This is a genomic window from Citrobacter sp. RHBSTW-00881 (assembly GCF_013728515.1).
GTDB lineage: Bacteria > Pseudomonadota > Gammaproteobacteria > Enterobacterales > Enterobacteriaceae > Citrobacter > Citrobacter braakii.
The window spans coordinates 648,259-672,501 of the sequence record NZ_CP056269.1; the positions used below are offsets into that span (position 1 = coordinate 648,259).

Below are 24,243 nucleotides of genomic sequence, written 5' to 3' on the forward strand. Positions count from 1 at the left end.
TAATGGTGAGTAAGTGTAATTGATGGTGATTTTAGTAAAAGTTTTACTAAAATATAGCGAGTGAGGTGATTTACTTTAACTGGATCACGAAAATAATGGGGCGCAGAAAATAATGCATGACAATGCGCGCCCGGAATCAGAAGAAACCGGGCGTGTTTACTGGGGATTTTAGCGGGTGGTGCCGCGCAGTTTCAGCTTGCTGGGAACAAAAACCAGCAGAGGAAGCGCACGCCCGTCGCGGGCTTTCTCAAACAGCAGGTTGACGCCCTGACTGCCCATCATTTCTGAATGGATGCGAACGGTGGAAAGCGGAGGAAAGGTGAAGCGCGCTGTCGGGATATCATTAACGCTAATCAGCGAAATGTCCTGCGGAATGTTCAGGCCACGCTCGTGAATGGCGCGCAGAACGCCAATAGCAATCGAGTCTGAAGCCACAAACAGGGCACCGGGATAGTCGGCTTTCGCCAGCATTTTTTTTGCCAGTTCATACCCTGATGAACTGGAGAAACCGCCGCGATAGATGTCCTGTTCAGAAACGACCTGCTGCAGACGACCGTATTCGACAAACGCGGCTTCACGGATATCTGCCTTGCCGGGTTCGTCTTCACCGCCGATGAAGCCAATGCGAGTGACGCCCTGGGCGATGAAGTAGTCGATGCTCTCTTTACTGATGCGGGCCAGATCGATATCGACGGCGTCATATTCGCTGCCGGGTTCATGGAAATCGATAAAGCAGATGTTGTCGGTAAGCGCTGCTGCTGCATTACGCAAAACCGGAGAAGGCTTGCCGACAATAAGAATGCCGGTAATGTTTTTGCTCTCCGGCAGCCCACTGTGCTCATAGCAGTTGGTCAGTTCGATCCCCAGCTTCTCACACTGGGTTTCTATTCCGTGACGGATCGCGAGATAGTAAGGATCGTTGATTTCCAAATCCTGCTGGTAGCTGTAGAGCGCCAGAATATGCTGGGGGCCGAGCGAGCTGGTCTGGTTTTTACGAGCACTGCTGGTTTTGTACTCCAGTTTTTCCGCGATCTCCAGAATGCGATGCTTGGTCTCTTCTTTTACATTCAGCGTGGGGTCATCATTTAAAACCCGGGACACTGTCGCCAGGGACACGCCAGCTTCGATTGCGATGTCTTTAAGTGTTGCCATGTTTGCCTTTTCCCTGAGTTACCTGCGCATTGTAAATGAAGTGCTTATCTATTCATCTGTTTTCAGTAAAAAAAGTACGTTTAATTGACATGCCTGGGGTAAAACTGGGCCTTCAGAGTGTGATGACTACGTCATTTTCCCGCTTTTGAGAACCATGCCCGGAAAATATTTTGCTAGCATTTAGTAAAATTTTACCAAAGGAGAACACAATGGATACCGTCGCATTTGCTGATTTTGCCCGAATGGAAATACGTGTTGGAAAAATCGCACAGGTAAAGCGCCATGACAATGCTGATAAGCTGTATATCGTGCAGGTGGATGTGGGAGAGCGTACGCTGCAAACCGTGACCAGCCTGGTGCCTTATTACAGCGAAGAGGAGCTGATGGGGAAAACGGTGGTGGTGCTGTGTAATCTGCAAAAGGCCAAAATGCGCGGGGAAACGTCAGAATGCATGTTGCTCTGCGCTGAGACGGACGATGGCAGCGAAAGCGTGCTGCTGACGCCAGAACGCCTTATGCCTGCGGGTGTGCGGATTGTTTAAGTTGTGCTAATTGCCGGATGGCCGCTACGCTTTTATCCGACCTACATTTGATCCCGTAAGCCTGAGATGCGCAGCGCCATCCGACATGTATTACACCTGCTCCACGCTCACCCGTAATGCTGCCAGGGCTTTGCGCGTCGATCGCAATACCAGATCGCATTGCTCGATCGTTAACGTTAACGGCGGTTCGATACGGATCGTCTTTGCATTGTTGAGCGTGCCGGCAACCAGTACCCGCTGGCGGAACATCTCACTGGCAAAGTTGTAGCCGATTTCATTATCGACAAACTCAATTGCCATCAGCATGCCTTTACCGCGTACATCATGCACCAGGTCTGGGTACTCCCGCGCAAGCTGGCGGAAACCATCCAGCAACATATCGCCTTTCTGCTCTGCCTGAGCCGGTAAATTTTGCTCCAGCAGGACGTTAATGGTGGCTAGCGCAGCCGCACAAGCGAGCGGGTTGCCGCCAAACGTGGTGGTATGCAAGAAGGGATTGTCGAACAGGACGGAAAACACCTCTTCGGTGGCAATGGTTGCGCCAATTGGCATCACGCCGCCGCCCAGCGCTTTGGCCAGACACATAATGTCGGGCTGCACGTTTTCGTGCTCGCAGGCGAACATTTTGCCGGTACGACCCATGCCGGTCTGCACTTCATCAAGGATCATCAGCGCGCCAAACTCATCGCAAAGTTTACGCACGGCGGGCAAATACCCTTGCGGTGGCAGGATCACGCCCCCTTCACCCTGGATAGGTTCGAGGATCACGGCTGCGACGTCGTCACCGGTCTTTTTACACTCGCTGAGCATGGTGCGCATCGCGTTAATATCGCCAAACGGCACATGGCGGAAACCCGGCAGCAGCGGCATAAACGGTTTGCGGAAGGTTGATTTAGCCGTAGCGGACAGTGCTCCCAATGATTTGCCGTGGAATGCGCCGCTGGTGGCAATGAACGTAAATTTACCGCGCGGCGATTGATACGCTTTCGCCAGCTTCAGAGCGGCTTCAACCGACTCGGTCCCGCTGTTACAGAAAAAACTGTATTTCAGTTTACCTGGTGCCAGCGCGGCGAGGGTTTTTGCCAGCATGGCCCGCAGAGGGTCAAGTAGCTCCTGGCTGTGCAGAGGTTGTTTCGCGAGTTGATTCTGTACGGCGGAAACCACGACTGGATTACGGTGCCCCACGTTGAAAATTCCAAATCCACCCAGGCAATCGACGAACTCCTGCCCCTGGGTGTCGACAAGCGTATTCAGGCTTCCCGCTTGCCACTCTACGGCTCCGTAATCCCCGCCTGCAGTTACAGATTTTCGATACTCTAAGAACCCCGGATTGACATGCTCCTTGAAGTATTCAATCACCTCTCGGTTTAATGATTTCATTTCCTCATGATCAAGCGTGCGCTTTTCGATGAGATTCAGTGCGTGTGCGCTGCAGGCCAGGGCCGATGCGCTGGAAGGTAACCTGTTCAAAATATGCTCCCGGAGCTCGCGTATCACATGATACTGATTTAAGTATTGCAGTGATTGCGCCATTCCGGCGCGCTTAGCAAAAATCGGGATAAACACCAGGAAACATCTCATTCACGCAACATTTAATGCTGATGTTTAACATTTGCTGGCGTTTTGCCCAGGTTAAGGCCGCGAAAACAGATCGGAAAAGCACTTTTCTGCGCTAAAAGTGAGCAATGTTTGCACTGTGACGGTGCGTTGGTAGAAGTGCAGTTGAATAGTTACTGAATGAAAGTATTTTAAATCAATGGATTAGAATGCGTACAGATTTTGAGGTTTAATCGCAAATTGCGATCTAAATCAAATTTAACAACTAAAGATAAAAAAATTATCGCCGAAATAACATAAGCCGAAAGAGTTAACAACCAGATAACCTGCACAGGACGCAATCATGTCTTCTCATCCCTACGTTAGTCAGCAAAATACACCGCTGGATGATGATATCACCCTCATGTCGACCACCGATTTACAAAGCTATATCACCCACGCGAACGATACTTTTGTCCAGGTCAGTGGCTATCAACTGAATGAATTGCTTGATAAGCCGCACAATCTGGTTCGTCATCCGGATATGCCAAAAGCGGCGTTTGCGGATATGTGGTACACCCTGAAACAGGGCGAGCCATGGAGCGGGATTGTGAAAAACCGACGTAAGAATGGCGATCACTACTGGGTAAGGGCCAATGCGGTGCCGATGGTACGGGAAGGTCGTGTCACCGGATATATGTCGATTCGTACCCGGGCCACTGACGAGGAGATTGCGGCGGTAGAGCCTTTATATAAAGCGCTGAATGAAGGGCGTTGCAACCGACGTATCCATAAAGGACTGGTGGTACGCAAAGGCTGGCTGGGTAAACTCCCGGCGCTGCCGATTCGCTGGCGAGTGCGCAGCGTAATGGCAATTATGTTTATCGTACTGGCAGCCGCATTGCAGCAAATGGGCGCCGAATGGCCGTTACTGCTGATAAGCGCGCTGGTGATGATGCTGGGAACGGCTATTTTCGAATGGCAGATTGTGCGTCCTATTGAGAATGTCGCTCGTCAGGCGCTAAAAGTGGCGACCGGTGAACGAAACAGCGTGTCGCATCTTAACCGCAGTGATGAACTGGGCCTGATGCTGCGAGCGGTGGGGCAACTGGGGCTAATGTGCCGTTGGCTCATCCATGATGTCTCCAGCCAGGTGAGCTGTGTGCGCAGCGACAGCGAAACGCTGGCGAAAGGCAGCGATGATTTAAACAAGCATACGCAGCAGACCGTAGAGAACGTGCAGGAAACGGTGACCACCATGAATCAGATGGCGGCATCGGTGAAGCAAAACTCAGAGACCGCCGCCGCGGCCGACAAGCTCTCCATTGCAGCCAGCAGCGCGGCGACGCACGGCGGCGAGGCGATGGATACCGTCATCAAAACTATGGACGATATCGCCAACAGCACCCAGCGGATCGGCACCATTACCACGCTGATTAACGATATTGCTTTCCAGACTAATATTCTGGCCCTGAACGCCGCTGTTGAAGCCGCACGGGCGGGTGAGCAGGGGAAAGGGTTCGCCGTGGTGGCGGGAGAAGTGCGTCATCTTGCCAGCCGCAGCGCCAGTGCAGCCAATGATATCCGCAAGCTGATTGATGCCAGCGCCGATAAGGTGCAGTCCGGATCCGACCAGGTTCACGCCGCAGGGCGCACGATGGATGATATTGTGGCGCAGGTGCAAAACGTGACGCAGTTGATCGCCCAAATCAGTCACTCAACGCTGGAACAGTCAGATGGTCTTTCGAGCCTGACTCGCGCAGTGAATGAATTAAGCAACATTACGCAGAAAAACGCCGAACTGGTTGAAGAGAGCGCCCAGATTTCCGCGATGGTGAAACATCGCGCTGGTCGTCTGGAAGATGCGGTTACGGTGCTGCATTAATATTAACGATAAGGCGGAACGCAGGGCAAACGCGTTCCGCCTGCTCTGTAGATTAATCCAGTTGAGTAATATCCAGCGCAGCGCGATCGATAATACCGATGATTTTTTTGATCTGCGCATCGCTGGTATCACCATGATTGACCCGTAGGTCCAGCACGGCTTTGAAGTTCTCCAGCGCGCGTTTCATCTGCGGGTTCTTGCGTAATTCAAAACCCACGCAGCGGGCTTTAATACGTTCGTGGATATGTTCCAGATGCTCACGGTTTTCATCCAGCCACTGCTGGCCCTGGGTTGTGATCGCAATCTGTTTACGCCCGCCTTCCTCGTCGCTGATAGTGATCAGCTCTTGATCCTGCAAGAAATCCAGCGTCGGATAGACGACGCCCGGGCTCGGGGTATAGTTGCCCTGAGTCAGGGTTTCAATCGCTTTAATCAGCTCATAGCCGTGGCTGGCGTCGCGGGTCAGGATATCCAGAATGACCAGGCGTAATTCTCCGTGACCAAAGAAGCGCTGGCGACGACCGCCGCCGCGACCGTGGCGGTGTCCACACCCCTGTTCGTGGTGATGTTCTTTGTTGCAGCCTTCATGGCGATGTTCTTCACCTTTGCAGCAACCTGCATGGTGTTCGTTGTGGCGGCCTTCGTGGTGATGCCCTTCACCCTTGCAGCAGCCTTCGTGTTGGTGCTCTGTATGCTTGCAGCAACCTTCATGATGGTTTTGCATCATCGTCTCCTGATGTGTTTTAGATATATCTAATTTATATCTAAATATCATTTTTGTGCAAGGGTATAAAATATTTTTTATTTAACTTGTTGATTTTTATCTTTTTTTAAAATTGTGCGTTAGCCAGTTAATCAGAAGGCGACTATATCAAAAAAGTGCTTGCAATCTTGCTGATTAGCAATCATTATCATTTAAAAATTAATTTAGATATATCGTATTATCTTTCCGAAGGCGAAAAAATGACAAAAAACACCTCACGCTACCCGCAGCGCGTTCGCAATGAACTGCGTTTTCGGGAACTTACCGTCCTGCGCGTCGAACGTATTAGCGCGGGCTTTCAGCGCATTGTACTGGGCGGTGACGCTCTGGATGGTTTTAGCTCACACGGCTTTGACGACCATACCAAGGTCTTTTTCCCTGAACCGGGCAGCCACTTTGTGCCGCCGGTTGTCACCGATGAAGGTATTGTCTGGGCTGACGGCGTGCGTCCGATATCCCGTGATTACACGCCGTTGTATGACGAAGCACGCCATGAGCTGGCACTGGATTTCTATATTCATGACGGTGGCGTGGCAAGTACGTGGGCGATGAATGCCCGCGAGGGTGACAAGCTGACGGTAGGCGGACCGCGCGGTTCTTTGGTGGTGCCAGAGGACTATGCGTATCAGGTTTACGTGTGTGATGAATCGGGAATGCCTGCGCTGCGCCGACGCCTGGAGTCGCTCAGCCGTTTAGCGGTACGTCCGAACGTCACGGCGCTGGTAAGTGTGCAGGATGCCGCGTACCAGGACTATTTTGCTCATCTCGACGGATTTACTATTCAGTGGTTTATCGGCCATGACGAGCAGGCGGTGAATGAACACTTATCGCGGCTAAGCGTACCCGCAGATGATTATTACATCTGGATTACCGGCGAAGGTAAGGTGGTCAAAAACCTGAGTGCTCGCTTTGAAACCGAGGCGTTCGATCAGCAACTTGTTCGCGCAGCGGCTTACTGGCATCAGCGCCGTTAATCAGTAATTAGATGGCGGCACGCCAAACGCCTGGCGGAATGCGTAGCTAAATGCCGCGGTGCTTGAATACCCTACGTCGAGCGCCACGGCGGTCACGCTTTTATTTTTCTTCAGCATTAATACGGATTCCAGAATACGCATTTTTTGCTTCCAGACGCTGAAAGGCAATCCGGTTTCTTTTTTGAAATGGCGTGAAAAGGTACGGGCAGACATACCCAGATGCTGCGCCCAGTATTCAACCGAATGCTCCAGCGCCGGGGATTCTTGTATTGTTCGACAAACTTTAGTTAATTCGCGATCCTGCGGCCAGGGTAATACAAAAGCGACTTCCGGAAGCTGCAGAATAATGTCGACCAGGACGCTAACCAGCTTGCCCTCTTTTGACTGGCTATCATAATGGCCCGAAATTAAATTCGTGGCGTAATGAATAAACTCTCTGGCGAAATCACTGATAGCCACCACTTTACATTCATTGATGCTCTCTTCAAGAAAGCTCGGTTTAATATCCAGATTCTCTAAATGCACATCATCCAATGCCCAAACCGCATGCTCCGTATGATTTGGGATCCAGATGCCATAATGCGCCGGGATTATCCAGCACTTGCCGGCAACATCAATACGCATACTGCCTTTGCGGGCGAAATGAAACTGCATAAAAGAGTGTGAATGCTGTGGAACATGATGATTGGCTTCCAGGACATAAGAGCGAAAGTAAACATCCTGCGGCAGTTCCGTCATGGAGTTATCCGGGAAGGAGTTCCACTGTTTTTGCACGAGAGTTTCCATAAATAGATCGTCAATGCTCCCGATGGTGTGTCCGCTGCTCGATAGATCTTGTCCGCGGATCATAATACATACACTCTTTTTTCCATAATAATCTTGCGTAAGAATTTTTAGCCCACCTTTGGTAAATACCATGAACTCGCTTTGTTCAGATGCTGTCATCGTCAATGAAACAAATGATAACTGGACCCGAATGGGAAAAGAGCTGCTTTCGCAAGCGGATATCAGGATTAATGGCTCCCGTGCCTGGGACATTCAACTTCATCATGCCGGTTTCTTTAAACGGGTACTGCAACAAGGCTCGTTAGGGCTTGGCGAAAGCTATATGGAAGGCTGGTGGGACTGCGAGCGGCTCGATATTCTGTTCTGCAAAATCCTGAAAGCAAAACTTGACCAGCAGATGCCGGGTAACCTGAAAGATATTTTACGTATTGCCAGCGCACGCCTGTTTAATTTGCAGTCGCGGAGCCGCGCGTGGATTGTCGGCAAAGAACATTATGATATTGGTAACGATCTCTTTGCGCTGATGCTTGATCCACATATGCAATATTCCTGCGCTTACTGGAAAGATGCGACCACATTAGACGATGCGCAAAATGCTAAATTAAAAATGATCTGTGAGAAGCTACAACTTAAACCGGGCATGCGTTTACTCGATATTGGTTGTGGCTGGGGCGGGCTGGCGGAATATGCGGCGCGTCATTATGGCGTGGCGGTGGAAGGCGTCACCATTTCCAAAGAGCAGCAAAAAATGGCGCAGCAGCGCTGTGAAGGACTGGACGTTAAGATTCTGCTGCAGGATTATCGCGACCTCGATAAACACTACGATCGCATTGTCTCCGTGGGGATGTTTGAACACGTCGGGCCAAAAAACTACGACACCTATTTCAGCATCGCCGACCGTTGTTTAAAACCGGACGGACTGTTCCTGCTACATACCATTGGTAGCAATAAAAAAGGGATGAGCGTCGATCCGTGGATCAATAAATACATTTTCCCGAACGGCTGCTTACCGGCGATCTCCCATATTGCCGAAGCCAGCGAATCACGGTTTGTGATGGAAGACTGGCATAACTTTGGCAGCGATTACGATAAAACGCTAATGGCGTGGCACGAGCGCTTTAATCAAGCATGGCCGGAGCTGTCATCACGTTATTCCGCCACCTTCAGAAGAATGTTTAACTACTATTTATGCGCCTGCGCCGGGGCTTTCCGCGCCAGAGATATTGAACTTTGGCAGGTGCTGTTTAGTCGCGGCGTAGAGGGCGGGATCCGCGTGTATCGTTAACGTTCTGCCTGATAAGCGAAGCGCCATCAGGCAGTAAATACCTGAGAAGCGCTCCTTGTTACATCTTAGCCCAGCTCACTCTCCGCTAGCGCTTTAAACACCATCGCTACGGCGTGCGCGCCGGGGTCCATGTTTCCGAGCAGGCTTTCGCTGCTCAGATACGATGCGCGACCCGCATTGGCTTTGCTCGACAAACAGGTTCGTTCGGCTCCCGCTTGCGCGGCGTCGAATGCGGCCTGCAGATTTTTCGGCTGTGCGAGCAGCGAGGTCAGGGCCGGTTGCAGCGCATCAATCATCGTGCGATCGCCTTCGTCTGCGCCGCCGTAGAACTTCATCTGCGCCAGCCCCGTATTTAGCGCTTCGACAACGTTAGCGCCCTGTTCCAGTTTCTGCCCGGCGGCGGTAAAGAAGATTGACATCAGCACACCGCTGGAACCGCCCATCACCACGGTCAGACGTTCGCCAATCAGCGCGAACAGCGTGGCAAGGTTATTCAGCGGCAGCTGCTGGCGATGCAGCAGGCTGGCAATTTCACGCGCGCCGGCGGCAAAGGTCGAACCGGTATCGCCATCGCCGACTTTGGCGTCCAGCGCATTCAGATGAGTCTCCAGATCGGAAAGGGTTGCGGTGACCAGCTCCACAATCCCGGCCACCAGGGCGTTTGCCGAAGGCTGGAATTCCACGCGGGCGCTACGCTGAGATGACGCTACGCAGCTGATTTCACGCGGTGGGACCGGCGTCGGCCAGTTGCTGGTTTCCACTTCGGTGAGCAGTGCTTTTTCGATGCTCTCTTCCAGCACGATGGCCGTCAGTGAGAAGCCTTTCATATCCAGCGCGGTGACCAGCGAGGCCGGGCCAATTAGCCAGTCGATACGCGAGTGCAGCGGGCTGCTGGCGAGTTCGCGGGTGATGATGGCCATTTCAGCCACGGAAACGCCGCCAAGATTATTAATCATCACCGCCAGACGACCGGTTTCAGGCAGGGAGGCCAGCAGTTTATCCACCATCAGGTTCACCACTTGCGCACTGTTTTGGGTGTCGATAACCGATGCGCCTGGTTCGCCGTGAATGCCCATACCCAGCTCCGCATGACCCGGATGATGACGAGGGGCTGCGTCGGTTTCTTGCGGCAAATGACAGCTGGAAAGGGCTACGCCCAGGCTAAAGGTGTTGCTGGCTGCGTACTGCGCTTCACGCAGGACGGTGGCGAGGTTATAGCCGCGTTCGGCAAAATAGCCTGCGATTTTATGCACCAGGATAGTTCCCGCAATGCCACGTGGGTGTTTGTTATCCGGCAGGGAGATGTCGTCGCCGACAATCAGCATTTCAACGTTATAGCCAAGGCGACGCGCCTTCTCGGCGGCGAGACCAAAATTAAGACGGTCACCGGTGTAGTTTTTCACAATCAACAAACAGCCAGCCTCACCGGTCACCGCCTGAATGGCGGTCAGTACAGCATCCACGCTCGGGGAGGCGAAAACGTCGCCGCAGACCGCAGCGGTTAGCATGCCTTTACCGATAAACCCAACGTGCGCGGGTTCGTGTCCCGAACCGCCGCCGGAAATGACCGCTACGTTATTTTTATTAAGGTCACGACGGACCACGATGCGAATGGCCGGATCGCTTTCCAGACGCGCCAGGTTATTCCATGGGCTGGCGATAATCGCCCCGTCGATGACGTCGCTCACAAGATGGGTGCGTTGGTTAAAAAAGAATTGAGACATAACGGCTCCTCGAGGTTGAGTGAAAGACAAACCCCCGAATGTAGGATCATGGTGCGGAGGCAATGAAGAGATTCTGGCGAAGTCAGCGTGGAAAAAAACAACGCTAAAATGAGTTTCATTACGGAACGCTGACGTTGTTTTTTGTTCCGAAATGAAACTTAAAAAGGCGGGGAATGATCATAATGCGAGCTCGCTCGACTTTTTTCTCCTGCGATCAGCGCCGCTCATACGGCGCAGCCAGCCTTTTTTTGCCGGTTTTAATATAACTGCATGAGTAAAAGAGGAACTGAGCTTCGTGTTTGCTGGAGATTTGGGGGTAAATGAACGGATCGGGATCGCAAACCTTATCATTTTTGTGGATAAGCGTTCCAGAATGGAACGTGCGTCGTTTTTATCTGTTTCATATCAGAACAAAATGACGAAAGATTTTTTTGTTCACGCCTCGCCATACAGTTATTGCATCGCTCCGGTACCTCCTGTTTTTGCCGACAGCAACAGGCCAAACAGGTTAACGCCAGGGCTCACCATGTAAAAACATGTACTTATTTGAGGATGAAAGGAATGCTAAAAGTTATTCAATCTCCAGCCAAATATCTCCAGGGCCCTGACGCTTCCACCTTATTTGGTCAATACGCTAAAAATCTGGCGGACAGCTTTTTCGTGATTGCGGATGACTTCGTGATGAAGCTGGCGGGAGAGAAGGTACTCAATGGCCTGCACAGCCACGACATTAGCTGCCACGCGGAACGCTTCAACGGTGAATGCAGCCATATTGAAATTAATCGCCTGATTGCCATTCTGAAACAGCACGGTTGCCGCGGCGTGGTTGGGATTGGCGGCGGGAAAACGTTGGATACCGCCAAAGCGATTGGTTACTACCAGAAGCTACCGGTGGTGGTGATCCCGACTATCGCCTCTACCGATGCGCCAACCAGCGCGCTGTCGGTTATCTATACCGAAGCCGGTGAGTTTGAAGAGTATCTGATCTACCCGAAAAACCCGGATATGGTGGTGATGGACACCGCAATCATTGCCAAAGCGCCGGTACGCCTGCTGGTGGCCGGGATGGGCGATGCGCTCTCAACCTGGTTTGAAGCGAAAGCCTGTTATGACGCCAGAGCGACCAGCATGGCGGGCGGACAGTCCACCGTAGCGGCGCTGAGCCTGGCGCGCCTGTGCTATGATACCCTGCTGGCGGAAGGCGAAAAGGCACGCTTTGCCGCGCAGGCTGGCGTGGTGACTGATGCGCTGGAGCGTATTGTCGAAGCGAACACTTACCTCAGCGGCATCGGCTTTGAAAGCAGCGGTCTTGCAGGGGCGCATGCTATCCACAACGGTTTTACGATTTTGGAAGAGTGTCACCATTTGTACCACGGTGAAAAAGTCGCCTTTGGTACGCTGGCGCAGCTGGTGCTGCAAAACAGCCCGATGGAAGAGATCGAAACCGTGCTGAATTTCTGTCAGAAAGTAGGCCTGCCGGTAACGTTAGCGGAAATGGGCGTGAAAGACGACATTGACGGCAAGATCATGGCCGTAGCCAAAGCGACCTGCGCAGAAGGTGAAACCATCCACAATATGCCGTTCCCGGTGACGCCTGAGAGCGTACATGCCGCGATACTGACGGCAGACCTGCTGGGACAGCAGTGGCTGGCGCGTTAATCAGTCGTCGGTAAGTTTTTATCCGGCATCTTCTCCCCCCTCTGACAGTCTCTGCCGGAGGGGTTGTCTATGGTAAAACAGCGGAAAGGGATATGACGACGCACACTCAGGACATTGGGAAGGAAGTCTCTTCGGTCATTGCCCAGTCATGGCATCGTTGCAGCAAGTTTATGCAGCGGGAAACCTGGCAGGCGCCGCATCAGGCGCAGGGCCTGACCTTTGAGTCGATCTGTCGTCGCAAAACGGCGCTGCTGACGATTGCTCAGGCCGCGCTGGAAGATGCCTGGGAGTTTATGGACGGCCGTCCGTGCGCGTTGCTAATTCTGGATGAATCGGCCTGTATTCTCAGCCGTTGCGGCGATCCGCAGACGGTGGAGCAACTGGCGGAGCTCGGTTTTCGCGACGGCAGTTACTGTGCGGAAAGCATTATTGGCAGCTGCGCGTTGTCGCTGGCGACGATGCCGGGGCAGCCGACAAAAACCTCTGGCGATCAGCACTTTAAACAGGCGTTGCATCCGTGGTCGTTCTGCTCTACGCCAGTATTCGATAACCATGGTCGACTGTTTGGCTCCATCTCGCTGTGCTGTCTGGTAGAGCATGAGTGCGTTTCTGATTTATCCCTGACGCTGGCGATTGCCAGAGAAGTCGGCAACTCATTGCTGACTGACAGCCTGCTGGCTGAATCCAACCGCCATCTGAACCAGATGTACGGGCTGCTGGAGAGTATGGATGATGGCGTGATGGCCTGGAACGAACAGGGCGTATTGCAGTTCCTCAATGCGCGCGCGGCGCTGCTTTTGCATCTCGACGCGCAGGCCAGCCAGGGGAAGAATATTAACGACCTGCTCAATCTCCCCATGCTGCTGCGTCGGGCGATCAAACATGCCCGCGGCCTGAATCATGTCGAAGTCACCTTTGAAAGCCAGCACCAGTTTGTTGATGCCGTCATCACCCTGAAACCGATTGTTGAAGAGCAGGGCAACAGCTTTATCCTGCTGCTGCATCCGGTGGAGCAAATGCGTCAGCTGATGACCAGCCAGCTCGGCAAGGTGAGCCACACCTTTGAGCAGATGTCGACAGACGATCCAGAAACCCGACGCTTGATCCATTTCGGTCGTCAGGCGGCGAGGGGAAGTTTCCCGATCCTGCTGTGCGGGGAAGAGGGCGTCGGTAAAGAGCTACTGAGTCAGGCCATTCACAATGAAAGCGAACGCGCCAGCGGGCCGTATATCGCCGTGAACTGCCAGTTGTATGCCAACAGCGTACTGGGGCAGGATTTTATGGGCAGTGCGCCCACTGATGATGAAAACGGGCGGCTGAGCCGTCTTGAACTGGCGAACGGCGGCACGCTGTTTCTGGAAAAAATTGAATATCTGGCGCCGGAGTTACAATCCGCGCTGCTGCAGGTGATTAAGCAGGGCGTTTTAACCCGCCTGGATGCCCGGCGGCTGATTCCGGTGGATGTCAAAGTGATCGCTACCACCACGGTTGATCTCGCGAATCTGGTGGAGCAAAACCGCTTTAGCCGTCAGTTGTATTACGCGCTGCACTCTTTTGAGATCGTAATCCCGCCGCTGCGGGCGCGGCGTAACAGTATTCCATCGCTGATTTATACGCGGTTGAATAGCCTGAAAAAACGCTTTTCATCCAGCCTGAAGATCGACGACGACGCATTGGCACAACTGGTGGCCTATTCGTGGCCGGGTAATGATTTTGAGCTGAACAGCATTATTGAAAACATCGCCATCAGCAGCGATAACGGCCATATTCGGCTGAGCAATCTGCCGGATTATCTGTTTGCCGAACGCCCTGGTCTGGAGACGGCATCTTCACTGCTGCCCGCCAGCCTGACTTTTACCGCCATCGAGAAAGAGGCGATTATCCATGCCGCCCGCGTGACCAGTGGGCGTGTTCAGGAGATGTCGCAACTGCTGAATATTGGTCGCACCACCCTGTGGCGTAAGATGAAGCAGTACGACATTGATGCCAGCCAGTTTAAGCGCAAACATCTGGAGTAGTTTCTTCGATTCTGGCCATCGAGAACAGCGCATCCGACAGCCGGTTGATATAACGCCTGGCCTCATCGCGTAACGTCAGCGTTCTGCCCATCGCGATGAGGATCCGCTCCAGCCGACGCGTCAGGGTTCGCGCAACGTGCAGTTGTGCCGATGCCAGATTTTTCCCCGGAATAACAAACTCTTTGAGCGGGCCGCTTTGCGCCATATTGCGGTCAATAAGCTGCTCCAGCGCCTGAATATCCTCTTCGCCAATACGCTGTTTTAAGCGTGTGAGTCCTTTCTGATCGCTGGCGAGTTCCGCCCCCAGTACGAACAGCATCTTCTGCATAGCGTGCAATTCCTGGCGTAGCTCGGCCTGGCGCGTGCTGGCATAGCAGACGCCAAGCTGGGAAATCAGTTCATCCACCGTGCCGTAGGCCTCAACGCGGATGTCGTCTTTATCGATACGGCTGCCGCCAAACAGCGCGGTCGTGCCGTTATCGCCGGTTCGGGTATAGATGCGGTACATTTATTTTATCTCGCTGAAGGGAAGAACTTTAACCAGTTGACCGGCATTGGCGCCGAGCGTGCGGATCTGTGCTGTCCCGGCGCGGGTATGCCCGCAGACCAGCGCCCGATCCTCGGGCAACTGGGCATGGGTTAAGGCAATATCACCGGTGGCGTTGAGACCGAGACCCACGCGCAGCGTCGAACTTTTGGCCGCCAGTTTGCCGAGCGCCAGCGCGCAGTCATGATCGTCGCAACAGATTGCCCGGCAGGGAACGCCTTGCTCTTCCAGCCCCCAACACAACTCATCAAGCACGCGAGTACCCTGCCAGCGTGAGTGATAAAACAGATGTACGCCCGGTGATGAAAGTGACATTGCGCCCCCTGCGTTATCAGAATGCCTGACGGAAGATCCCGGCAATTTCTTTCTCGTTCCCTTTGCGCGGGTTGGAGAAGGCGTTGCCGTCCTTCAGCGCCATTTCCGCCATATACGGGAAATCGGCTTCTTTGACGCCCAGATCGCGCAGATGCTGCGGAATACCGATGTCGGCGGAGAGGCGGGCAATAGCATGAATGGCCAGCTCGGCGGCATCCATGGTGGAGAGTCCGTCCGTGTTCTCGCCCATAAACTCTGCGATGTCGGCAAATTTTTCCGGGTTAGCGATCAGGTTATAGCGTGCCACGTGCGGCAGCAGTACGGCATTCGCCACGCCATGCGGCATGTCGTAAAGACCGCCAAGCTGATGCGCCATCGCGTGAACGTAGCCGAGGTTGGCGTTGTTGAAGGCCATACCCGCCAGCAGGGAGGCGTAGGCCATGTTCTCGCGAGCTTTCAGGTTGCTGCCCAGCGCCACGGCCTGGCGCAAGTTACGGGCGATCAGGCGGATCGCCTGGATAGCGGCAGCGTCGGTGACCGGGTTGGCATCTTTGGAAATGTAGGCTTCCACGGCGTGGGTCAGGGCGTCCATCCCGGTGGCCGCAGTCAGTGGGGCTGGCTTGCCGAGCATCAGCAGCGGATCGTTAATAGAGACCGACGGCAGGTTGCGCCAGCTGACAATCACAAACTTCACTTTGGTTTTGGTATTGGTCAGTACGCAGTGGCGGGTGACTTCGCTGGCGGTCCCGGCGGTGGTATTCACCGCAACGATCGGCGGCAGCGGGTTGGTCAGGGTTTCAATCCCGGCATAGCTGTAGAGATCCCCTTCGTGAGTCGCGGCGATACCGATGCCTTTACCGCAGTCATGCGGGCTACCGCCGCCAACGGTAACGATGATGTCGCAATGCTCTTTCTGAAAGACCTCCAGGCCGTCGCGCACGTTGGTGTCTTTGGGGTTTGGCTCAACGCCGTCAAAAACCACGACGTCAATACCGGCTTCACGCAGATGTGTGAGGGTTTTATCTACCGCGCCGTCTTTAATCGCCCGCAGACCTTTATCAGTGACCAGCAGCGCTTTTTTACCGCCCAACAGTTTGCAGCGTTCGCCGACCACGGAAATAGCATTGGGGCCAAAGAAGTTCACATTTGGCACCAGGTAATCAAACATACGATAGCTCATAATATACCTTCTTAGATTTAAATTATAATTCAGAGAAACAATTCAATGCGGTTTCTGCTAATAATCTGTCTTGTTCGACGGTACCGCCACTTACGCCAACGGCACCGATTACTTTGCCGTTTAATATGACAGGTAAACCGCCGCCAAAAATAACAATTCGTTGTTGATTGGTGAGCTGCAAGCCATATAGAGAGGCACCTGGTTGTACCGCGTCGGTAATTTCATGGGTACCCTGTCGCAGGCAGCAGGCGGTATAAGCTTTATTAAGAGAGATATCACAGCTGGTGACAAACGCGTCGTCCATACGTTGCATTAGCAGCGTGTTCCCGCCGTGATCCACCACGGAAAAAACCACCGCAACGTTGATTTCAAGCGCTTTAGCCTCGACGGCCTGCGCCATTTTCTTTGCAGCCGCCAGCGTAATGGTGGCGATTTGTTGGCTCTTATTCACAGTCTCTCCTGAAAAGGTTGTAGGGCTGAGGTCACGAAAACATCGCGCAACAGCTATTTTTATCATTGGCTTTATCTTATTTTCTCGCCCCGCGTTATTAAGTCAATAGGGTGGGAATTTCAAAAATATTACCTTCAGTTTCCTGTCGCGGCGTTTATTGATAATGATCATTTAACCTCGTCACAATTCGCGGTGAATATTCCTGAGTCGCGTTTCAATATGAAACGATGGGTTTTTATTACGTACCAAATTGGAACGAAATTAATTTTATTTTTTTATTGTCCTGCTCATTTAGAGTTCGGCTATTGCTGATGAAAGGCGAATGCCGGGTGTTGTGTCCCCGGCAATACGGCCCGGCGTCCCTATTTTTTATCTTTTGAGTCCATAAACTATGAGAAGATCAAAACGATTCGAAGTGCTTGCCCAGCGGCCTGTAAATCAGGATGGGCTAATTGGCGAATGGCCTGAAGAGGGGCTGATCGCAATGGAAAGCCCTTACGATCCGGCTTCGTCGGTGAAGGTGGAAAATGGTCGTATTGTTGAGCTGGACGGCAAGAGCCGCGCCGAGTTCGACATGATTGACCGGTTCATTGCCGATTACGCGATTAACGTGCCCGAGGCCGAGCGCGCCATGCAGCTCGACGCGCTGGAGATCGCCAGAATGCTGGTGGATATCCACGTCAGTCGGGAAGAGATCATTGCCATTACGACTGCCATCACCCCGGCGAAAGCGGTGGAGGTGATGGCGCAAATGAACGTGGTGGAGATGATGATGGCGCTGCAAAAAATGCGCGCCAGACGCACCCCCTCCAATCAGTGCCACGTGACCAACCTGAAAGATAACCCGGTACAGATTGCTGCCGACGCTGCTGAAGCGGGGATCCGTGGTTTTTCCGAACAGGAAACAACGGTCGGGATCGCCCGCTATGCGCCGTTTAACGCCCTGGCGCTGCTGGTGGGGTCCCAATGCGGTCGCCCCGGCGTGCTGACGCAATGCTCCGTTGAAGAGGCCACGGAGCTGGAGCTGGGAATGCGCGGGCTAACCAGCTACGCCGAAACGGTGTCGGTATATGGCACGGAGTCGGTGTTTACCGATGGCGATGATACGCCGTGGTCAAAAGCGTTTCTTGCCTCGGCGTATGCTTCTCGTGGTCTGAAGATGCGCTACACCTCCGGCACCGGTTCGGAAGCGCTGATGGGCTATTCCGAAAGTAAATCGATGCTTTATCTGGAGTCGCGTTGCATTTTTATCACCAAAGGCGCGGGCGTACAGGGGTTACAAAACGGCGCGGTCAGCTGTATCGGCATGACCGGCGCTGTGCCGTCGGGGATTCGCGCGGTGCTGGCGGAAAACCTGATTGCCTCTATGCTCGACCTTGAAGTGGCCTCCGCCAATGACCAGACCTTTTCCCACTCCGATATTCGTCGTACTGCTCGCACCCTGATGCAGATGCTGCCGGGCACCGACTTTATCTTCTCCGGCTATAGCGCGGTACCGAACTACGACAACATGTTTGCCGGGTCGAACTTCGACGCTGAAGACTTCGATGATTACAACATTCTGCAACGCGATCTGATGGTTGACGGGGGCCTGCGTCCGGTCACGGAAGAGGAGACAATCGCCATCCGCAATAAGGCCGCGCGCGCCATTCAGGCGGTTTTCCGCGAACTGGGCCTGCCGCTGATTAGCGATGAAGAGGTGGAGGCCGCCACTTACGCTCACGGCAGCAAAGATATGCCCGCGCGCAATGTGGTGGAAGATTTGGCTGCCGTGGAAGAGATGATGAAGCGCAATATCACCGGGCTGGATATCGTTGGCGCGTTGAGTTCCAGCGGCTTCGAAGATATCGCCAGCAATATCCTCAACATGCTGAGGCAGCGTGTTACTGGTGATTACCTGCAAACGTCGGCCATTCTGGATCGTCAGTTCGACGTCGTCAGCGCCGTTAATGACATCAACGACTATCAGGGACCCGGCACCGGCTATCGCATCTCTGCCGAACGTTGGGCGGAAATTAAAAATATTGCGGGCGTGGTTCAGCCCGGCTCGATCGAATAAGGCGGTACACAGTGGAATGCACAACTGAACGTAAGCCGGTTTTCACCTTGCAGGTGAGTGAAGGCGAGGCGGCTAAAGCGGACGAACGCGTGGATGAAGTCGTGATAGGCGTCGGCCCGGCCTTTGATAAGTATCAGCACAAAACATTGATTGATATGCCGCACAAAGCGATTTTGAAAGAACTGGTTGCCGGCATTGAAGAAGAGGGGCTGCATGCACGGGTGGTGAGGATTCTGCGCACCTCGGATGTTTCATTTATGGCATGGGATGCGGCAAATCTCAGCGGTTCTGGCATCGGGATTGGTATCCAGTCGAAAGGAACCACGGTGATTCATCAGCGCGATCTGCTGCCTCTGAGCAACCTTGAGCTGTTCTCTCAGGCTCCGCTGCTGACGCTGGAAACCTATCGCCAGATTGGTAAAAACGCCGCGCGCTATGCACGTAAAGAGTCGCCTTCGCCAGTGCCAGTGGTTAATGACCAGATGGTACGACCCAAATTTATGGCCAAGGCCGCGCTGTTTCATATCAAAGAAACCAAACACGTGGTGCAGGATGCTGCGCCTGTCACGCTGCATATTGCACTTGTAAGGGAATGACCATGAACGACAACATCATGACCGCGCAGGATTATCCATTAGCAACCCGCTGCCCTGAGAAAATCCAGACTCCTACCGGCAAACCGCTAACCGAGATTACCCTTGAGAATGTGCTGGCGGGCCGCGTAGGTCCGCAGGATGTGCGTATTTCTCAGCAAACGCTGGAGTACCAGGCGCAGATTGCCGAACAGATGCAGCGTCACGCCGTGGCGCGTAATTTCCGTCGTGCGGCGGAGCTTATAGCAATCCCGGATGCCCGTATTCTTGAAATTTACAACGCGCTGCGGCCGTTTCGTTCTTCGTTCGCCGAGCTTCAGGCCATTGCCGATGAACTGGAACATACCTGGCATGCCACGGTGAACGCCGGGTTTGTCCGCGAGTCGGCAGAGGTGTATCTGCAGAGAAACAAGCTGCGTAAAGGCAGCCAGTGACGGAGGTTGTATGCCGTTAATTGCAGGGATTGATATCGGCAACGCCACCACCGAAGTGGCGTTGGCGCAGCATGGCCGGTTTATCTCCAGCGGGATTGTCGCTACGACCGGTATGAAAGGCACACGGGACAATATTGCCGGGGTGGTGGCCTCCCTGCAGCAGGCGCTGAATAACACCCCGTGGTCGCTTCAGGACGTGGCGAAAATCTGCATCAACGAGGCGGCACCGGTGATTGGCGATGTGGCGATGGAAACCATCACTGAAACCATCATTACCGAATCAACAATGATTGGGCATAACCCGCAAACGCCCGGCGGCGTTGGCGTGGGAATGGGAACTACCATCGCCGTGGAGAAGCTGGCGGCGTTGAGTGAAGATAGGTTTGCCCTGGGCTGGATCCCGCTGGTCGGTGAGGAGAGGGATTTCCTCGAGGCGGTTTGGTATATCAATGAGGCGCTGGATCGCGGCGTCAACGTGGTGGCGGCGATCCTGAAAAAAGATGATGGCGTGCTGGTGAACAATCGCCTGCGTCGAACAATGCCGGTGGTAGATGAAGTCACCCTGCTGGAGAAGGTGCCGGAAGGTGTGCTGGCGGCGGTGGAAGTGGCAGCCCCAGGACAGGTGGTGCGTGTGCTGTCGAATCCTTACGGCATCGCGACCTTTTTTACCCTGACGCCCGAGGAAACGCAAACCATCGTCCCCATCGCCAGGGCGCTAATTGGCAACCGTTCCGCCGTGGTGCTGAAAACCCCGCAGGGTGATGTGCGCTCAAGGGTGATCCCGGCGGGTAAGATCTTTATCCGCGGCGAAAAGCGTGGCGGTGAAGCCGACGTAGCGCAAGGCGCACAGGCCATTATGCAGGCGATGAGCACCTGTGCGCCCGTGTGCGATATTCGTGGTGAAGCAGGTACGCATGCAGGCGGTATGCTGGAGCGGGTGCGTAAAGTGATGGCCTCGCTGACCGGTCACGACATGAACGCGGTGTATATTCAGGATCTGTTGGCGGTGGATACGTTTATTCCCCGCAAGGTGCAGGGCGGTATTGCCGGGGAGTGTTCAATGGAGAACGCCGTTGGCATTGCGGCGATGGTGAAATCCGATCGCTTACAGATGCAGGCCATCGCCAGTGAGCTGAGCGCCCGGTTAAACATCCCGGTTGAAGTCGGCGGCGTGGAGGCCAACATGGCTGTCGCCGGTGCGTTAACAACGCCCGGATGTGCTGCACCGCTGGCGATCCTCGATTTAGGCGCAGGCTCCACCGATGCCGCCATTATCAATAGCGATGGCGTTGTGAAAGCGGTCCATCTGGCTGGCGCGGGGAATATGGTCAGCCTGTTGATTCAAACCGAGCTGGGCTTAAGCGATCCGTATCTGGCGGAGGAAATTAAAAAATACCCGCTGGCAAAAGTGGAGAGCCTGTTCAGCATTCGCCACGAGAACGGCGCGGTGGAGTTTTTTCGCGAACCGCTCAGTCCGTCAGTGTTTGCCAAAGTCGTTTATCTGAAAAACAGCGAGCTGATCCCCGTAGATAACCAGACCTCGCTGGAAAAAATTCGGTTGGTGCGCCGACAGGCCAAAGAGAAAGTTTTTGTGACCAACTGCCTGCGCGCTTTACGCCAGGTGTCACCCGGCGGCTCTATTCGCGATATGACTTTTGTGGTGCTGGTGGGCGGCTCCTCGCTGGATTTCGAAATCCCGCAGATGATCACCGACGCGCTGGCGCATTACGGCGTGGTTGCCGGACAGGGCAACATCCGTGGTACCGAAGGGCCGCGTAATGCGGTAGCGACCGGGCTGGTTTTGGCCGGGATAGCGAATTAATCGTGCAGAAAACAGCCGCCGCAAGCGTTTAGCTGCGGGGTAAATCAAATAAAGGTGATGTTCTCTTTGATATCCCGGCGGAGTTGGGTACATAGTATAAATGTGTCTCTCACGTGGTTAATTTTAAGGATAAGAGCATGCCAACAGCAATTGAGAAAGCATTGGATTTTATTGGTGGTATGAACACTTCGGCGTCAGTACCCCATTCAATGGATGAAAGTACCGCTAAGGGAATCTTAAAGTATTTGCATGACTTAGGTGTGCCAGCAAGTCCAGAAGCTGTGATGGCACGGGGTGAGCAGGAGGGATGGAATCCCGAGTTCACGAAAAAAGTGGCCGGATGGGCAGAAAAAGTGGCCTCCGGTAACCGCATCCTTATCAAGAACCCAGAGTATTTTTCAACCTATATGCAGGAGCAGCTCAAAGAGCTAGTTTGAGCTGACTATCGAATCAAACTCTAACGGACGTTTCCATCTTTGGATGGCGACGTCCAGAGGGGGACAGTGACCAGCTTGTTGCTGGACAGAGGCATCCCGTAATATATCTTCAGGCCCCGCCTGCCGTATTCTTCCCGGCTCTTATTTCACATTCTGGTGCGAACAGATATTGATTTGTTCCAGCAGGAATCCTTTTGGCTCGCGCCAACATCTACGGAAGAACCCCCAAAAAAAAGGACCTGCGATTACTCGCCAGCCCTTGCTGTGTTTGGTGGCCCCTGCTGGACTTGAACCAGCGACCAAGCGATTATGAGTCACAATTTGAAGTGAGTGAAATCAATAACTTGCTGATTTTAAAGATTTCTCTGAGCTGAATAGTGATGAAAAGTGGCGAATAGAGTTGCGCTCTGCTGCCACTTTGCTGCCAATTTATGGGACGTATTCGGAGACAAATTTAAAAATCCAAAATTCAGGCTTATTCAGATAATTTATTTTTTATGAAATCGACAAGATAACTTACATTGTCGGGACACATCATCGCTAGGTTTATGCAGCATCTATCCAGCATTTCAGATTCATTAACACCAAGCAATAGCGCAGCTTCGTAAAATTCTTTATGTTTTTCTGAGCCTGCACCACGATTTAGTGCAGCTGTAGTAACGTCAGGTTCCCCATTTACCAGTATTGAAAGATTATCTACATATTCTAAATTTTTACTTATAATCCATTTTTCAGGCCACTCATTGCCGGGCATGTAGTTTATATTCTCTGAGAACCACTGCGTGAACTCTTCGTGGTTCTTTTCTAGCATAGAATGTGCACATTTTAGGTTGTCTTTATAAAATCTTTTTTGGTCACCATCAAAAATTGTTATTACTTTATTTTTCTTCCCCCTTTGGAAAATAGCGGCCATTTGACGTGACAATGAGCTAGCTGAGCCAATTACTTCAATTTGCAATCTTGAACGGATATTACTAGGAAGAACGCTTGATAAAAGCTTTGCTGCAACTACATCCTCAACCAATACATCGAGTTCTTGAGAGTTTTCCGAGCTTAATTTTCCAAAGGCATATTCAGGAGATATTTCAGTATTAATTATGGTTTTAGAGTTTATACTTTCAATATAGACTCTGGCATCGTCTGGGATACATCCAAATATTATATCTGAGTGAGTGGTGAATATAATTTGTAGCTTTCTTTTATGAGAGGCGGACTTTAATCTTTCAATAAGCTTAACCTGTGCTTCCGCATGAAGGCCCAACTCGATTTCATCAACAATGATTAATGCTCCAGGTTCTGCTGAATATAATATCGAGAATATTTCGAAGAGCGCATTCTCTCCCGCCCCCATGTTGAATCCAGATATTGTTTTACCTTCATGCGTGACAATTGGTAACCTATATCTTGAGTGTGAAACAAATTTAAAATCATCATATTTTTTGTTAAGTATATAACCTACATTGTCTCTTATTTCATTTTCACACCCTAACTCATGGCCATTAAATATAAATAACTTAGCATAACTCTTGGATTGACTTTTTTCACTGTGGGGAACTATTCGTTCAATTCCCAAGAAGATTACTTGACGTTTCACTCTCTTGTCGTAATTATTCCATTTTCCTCCTTTCTTTTTAAAACGTAGTTGCCTACCAATCCCTTTTCCTGTGGGTACTGTCTTAGACGGTGTCCAGTTGTTATGAGCAATATGATATCCTATTGCTATTCCTTCTTGAGGCACTTCGTCAGAATGCTGAATGAAAAAATCTGCAAAAGTATAATAAGGCTTTCTTTTTCCAGACATAATATGCTTATCTTCAGCACTATGATAAGCACAAGCAATCATAGCTAATAAAGTCGATTTTCCAGATCCATTTCTTCCAGCTATTGCTAGCAATGGATAATCTATTTTAATTTCAAATGAGGATAAGGAGCGTAACCTTCCTTGCTCGAGAGCTACTTTTCTTAAAAGCGCGTGCTCTAGTGAATTTGAAAACCATTTTCTTAAACTTAAGTCAGTTTGACTTTCTCTATACTTCATTTTTTCCTCAGTATAAATTTGTAATTTTTTTACTCGAAGTTAT

The 24,243-nt window shown here is 52.2% G+C and carries 21 protein-coding genes; 11 read left to right on the plus strand and 10 right to left on the minus strand.

Annotated features, from left to right (window positions below):
* Positions 1-168 precede the first annotated feature (168 nt).
* Entirely contained in the window at positions 169-1,152 is a 984-nt protein-coding gene (ebgR, locus tag HV311_RS03195) for a transcriptional regulator EbgR (RefSeq protein ID WP_109017958.1), read from the minus strand.
* 209 nt (positions 1,153-1,361) lie between these two features.
* Between ebgR and HV311_RS03200 the strand changes: the two genes are divergently transcribed.
* Positions 1,362-1,694: a tRNA-binding protein gene (locus HV311_RS03200; RefSeq protein ID WP_016157522.1), complete on the plus strand. Its 333-nt coding sequence runs from the start codon at positions 1,362-1,364 to the stop codon at positions 1,692-1,694.
* A gap of 90 nt (positions 1,695-1,784) precedes the next feature.
* Here HV311_RS03200 and ygjG read toward each other — a convergent pair whose 3' ends face one another.
* On the minus strand, positions 1,785-3,164 hold the full coding sequence (gene ygjG, locus HV311_RS03205; RefSeq protein ID WP_049259762.1) for a putrescine aminotransferase: 1,380 nt from the start codon (positions 3,162-3,164) through the stop codon (positions 1,785-1,787).
* Between the two features lie 430 nt (positions 3,165-3,594).
* On the opposite strand from ygjG, the gene HV311_RS03210 reads away from it, so the two are divergent.
* Positions 3,595-5,115 carry a methyl-accepting chemotaxis protein gene (locus HV311_RS03210; RefSeq protein ID WP_016154592.1) on the plus strand — a complete coding sequence of 507 codons (1,521 nt, stop codon included), beginning with the start codon at positions 3,595-3,597 and terminating at the stop codon, positions 5,113-5,115.
* Positions 5,116-5,167: 52 nt separating this feature from the next.
* On the opposite strand, the gene HV311_RS03215 is transcribed toward HV311_RS03210, so the two are convergent.
* Positions 5,168-5,842, minus strand: coding sequence for a PadR family transcriptional regulator (locus HV311_RS03215; RefSeq protein ID WP_161623113.1), 675 nt, complete (start codon positions 5,840-5,842; stop codon positions 5,168-5,170).
* A gap of 236 nt (positions 5,843-6,078) precedes the next feature.
* On the opposite strand from HV311_RS03215, the gene HV311_RS03220 reads away from it, so the two are divergent.
* The gene (locus HV311_RS03220) at positions 6,079-6,852 is read left to right on the plus strand and encodes a siderophore-interacting protein (protein WP_191220701.1); all 774 of its coding nucleotides are present in this window, start codon (positions 6,079-6,081) and stop codon (positions 6,850-6,852) included.
* Here HV311_RS03220 and HV311_RS03225 read toward each other — a convergent pair whose 3' ends face one another.
* The gene (locus tag HV311_RS03225; protein WP_016154589.1) at positions 6,853-7,701 is read right to left on the minus strand and encodes a helix-turn-helix domain-containing protein; all 849 of its coding nucleotides are present in this window, start codon (positions 7,699-7,701) and stop codon (positions 6,853-6,855) included.
* A gap of 67 nt (positions 7,702-7,768) precedes the next feature.
* Between HV311_RS03225 and cfa the strand changes: the two genes are divergently transcribed.
* Positions 7,769-8,923 (plus strand): cyclopropane fatty acyl phospholipid synthase, encoded by a 1,155-nt coding sequence (gene cfa, locus HV311_RS03230; RefSeq protein WP_019077741.1) that lies wholly within the window; start codon positions 7,769-7,771, stop codon positions 8,921-8,923.
* A gap of 65 nt (positions 8,924-8,988) precedes the next feature.
* Here cfa and HV311_RS03235 read toward each other — a convergent pair whose 3' ends face one another.
* Positions 8,989-10,647, minus strand: coding sequence for a glycerone kinase (locus tag HV311_RS03235; protein ID WP_191220702.1), 1,659 nt, complete (start codon positions 10,645-10,647; stop codon positions 8,989-8,991).
* Positions 10,648-11,208: 561 nt separating this feature from the next.
* Here HV311_RS03235 and HV311_RS03240 point away from each other — a divergent pair.
* Together HV311_RS03240 and dhaR are read left to right on the plus strand one after the other, a co-directional pair.
* Complete coding sequence (locus HV311_RS03240; protein WP_016154586.1) at positions 11,209-12,306, plus strand: glycerol dehydrogenase; 1,098 nt, start codon at positions 11,209-11,211, stop codon at positions 12,304-12,306.
* A gap of 92 nt (positions 12,307-12,398) precedes the next feature.
* On the plus strand, positions 12,399-14,324 hold the full coding sequence (gene dhaR, locus HV311_RS03245; RefSeq protein WP_016154585.1) for a dihydroxyacetone kinase operon transcriptional regulator DhaR: 1,926 nt from the start codon (positions 12,399-12,401) through the stop codon (positions 14,322-14,324).
* On the opposite strand, the gene HV311_RS03250 is transcribed toward dhaR, so the two are convergent.
* From HV311_RS03250 to HV311_RS03265, 4 genes are read right to left on the minus strand one after another with little or no spacing between them, the layout of a single operon-like run.
* Positions 14,302-14,832, minus strand: a complete 531-nt coding sequence (locus HV311_RS03250) for a cob(I)yrinic acid a,c-diamide adenosyltransferase (protein WP_016157513.1) — start codon at positions 14,830-14,832, stop codon at positions 14,302-14,304. The two genes, dhaR and HV311_RS03250, sit on opposite strands and share 23 nt — an antisense overlap.
* Positions 14,833-15,186, minus strand: a complete 354-nt coding sequence (locus tag HV311_RS03255; protein ID WP_049040240.1) for a glycerol dehydratase reactivase beta/small subunit family protein — start codon at positions 15,184-15,186, stop codon at positions 14,833-14,835.
* A gap of 16 nt (positions 15,187-15,202) precedes the next feature.
* Positions 15,203-16,366 carry a 1,3-propanediol dehydrogenase gene (gene dhaT / locus HV311_RS03260; protein WP_191220703.1) on the minus strand — a complete coding sequence of 388 codons (1,164 nt, stop codon included), beginning with the start codon at positions 16,364-16,366 and terminating at the stop codon, positions 15,203-15,205.
* 22 nt (positions 16,367-16,388) lie between these two features.
* Positions 16,389-16,817 (minus strand): GlcG/HbpS family heme-binding protein, encoded by a 429-nt coding sequence (locus HV311_RS03265; RefSeq protein WP_049040241.1) that lies wholly within the window; start codon positions 16,815-16,817, stop codon positions 16,389-16,391.
* A gap of 391 nt (positions 16,818-17,208) precedes the next feature.
* On the opposite strand from HV311_RS03265, the gene HV311_RS03270 reads away from it, so the two are divergent.
* The 5 genes from HV311_RS03270 to HV311_RS03290 all read left to right on the plus strand — a co-directional run bounded on the left by HV311_RS03270 (position 17,209) and on the right by HV311_RS03290 (position 22,162).
* On the plus strand, positions 17,209-18,876 hold the full coding sequence (locus HV311_RS03270; protein WP_016154580.1) for a propanediol/glycerol family dehydratase large subunit: 1,668 nt from the start codon (positions 17,209-17,211) through the stop codon (positions 18,874-18,876).
* An 11-nt stretch (positions 18,877-18,887) separates the two neighbouring features.
* On the plus strand, positions 18,888-19,472 hold the full coding sequence (locus HV311_RS03275) for a propanediol/glycerol family dehydratase medium subunit (protein WP_016154579.1): 585 nt from the start codon (positions 18,888-18,890) through the stop codon (positions 19,470-19,472).
* Positions 19,473-19,474: 2 nt separating this feature from the next.
* Positions 19,475-19,903 (plus strand): diol dehydratase small subunit, encoded by a 429-nt coding sequence (locus HV311_RS03280; RefSeq protein WP_047358662.1) that lies wholly within the window; start codon positions 19,475-19,477, stop codon positions 19,901-19,903.
* A gap of 10 nt (positions 19,904-19,913) precedes the next feature.
* The gene (locus tag HV311_RS03285) at positions 19,914-21,725 is read left to right on the plus strand and encodes a diol dehydratase reactivase subunit alpha (protein WP_191220704.1); all 1,812 of its coding nucleotides are present in this window, start codon (positions 19,914-19,916) and stop codon (positions 21,723-21,725) included.
* Between the two features lie 113 nt (positions 21,726-21,838).
* Entirely contained in the window at positions 21,839-22,162 is a 324-nt protein-coding gene (locus tag HV311_RS03290) for a DUF1889 family protein (protein ID WP_071524484.1), read from the plus strand.
* Positions 22,163-22,637: 475 nt separating this feature from the next.
* On the opposite strand, the gene HV311_RS03295 is transcribed toward HV311_RS03290, so the two are convergent.
* Complete coding sequence (locus tag HV311_RS03295; RefSeq protein ID WP_103767092.1) at positions 22,638-24,200, minus strand: ATP-dependent nuclease; 1,563 nt, start codon at positions 24,198-24,200, stop codon at positions 22,638-22,640.
* Positions 24,201-24,243 lie beyond the last annotated feature (43 nt).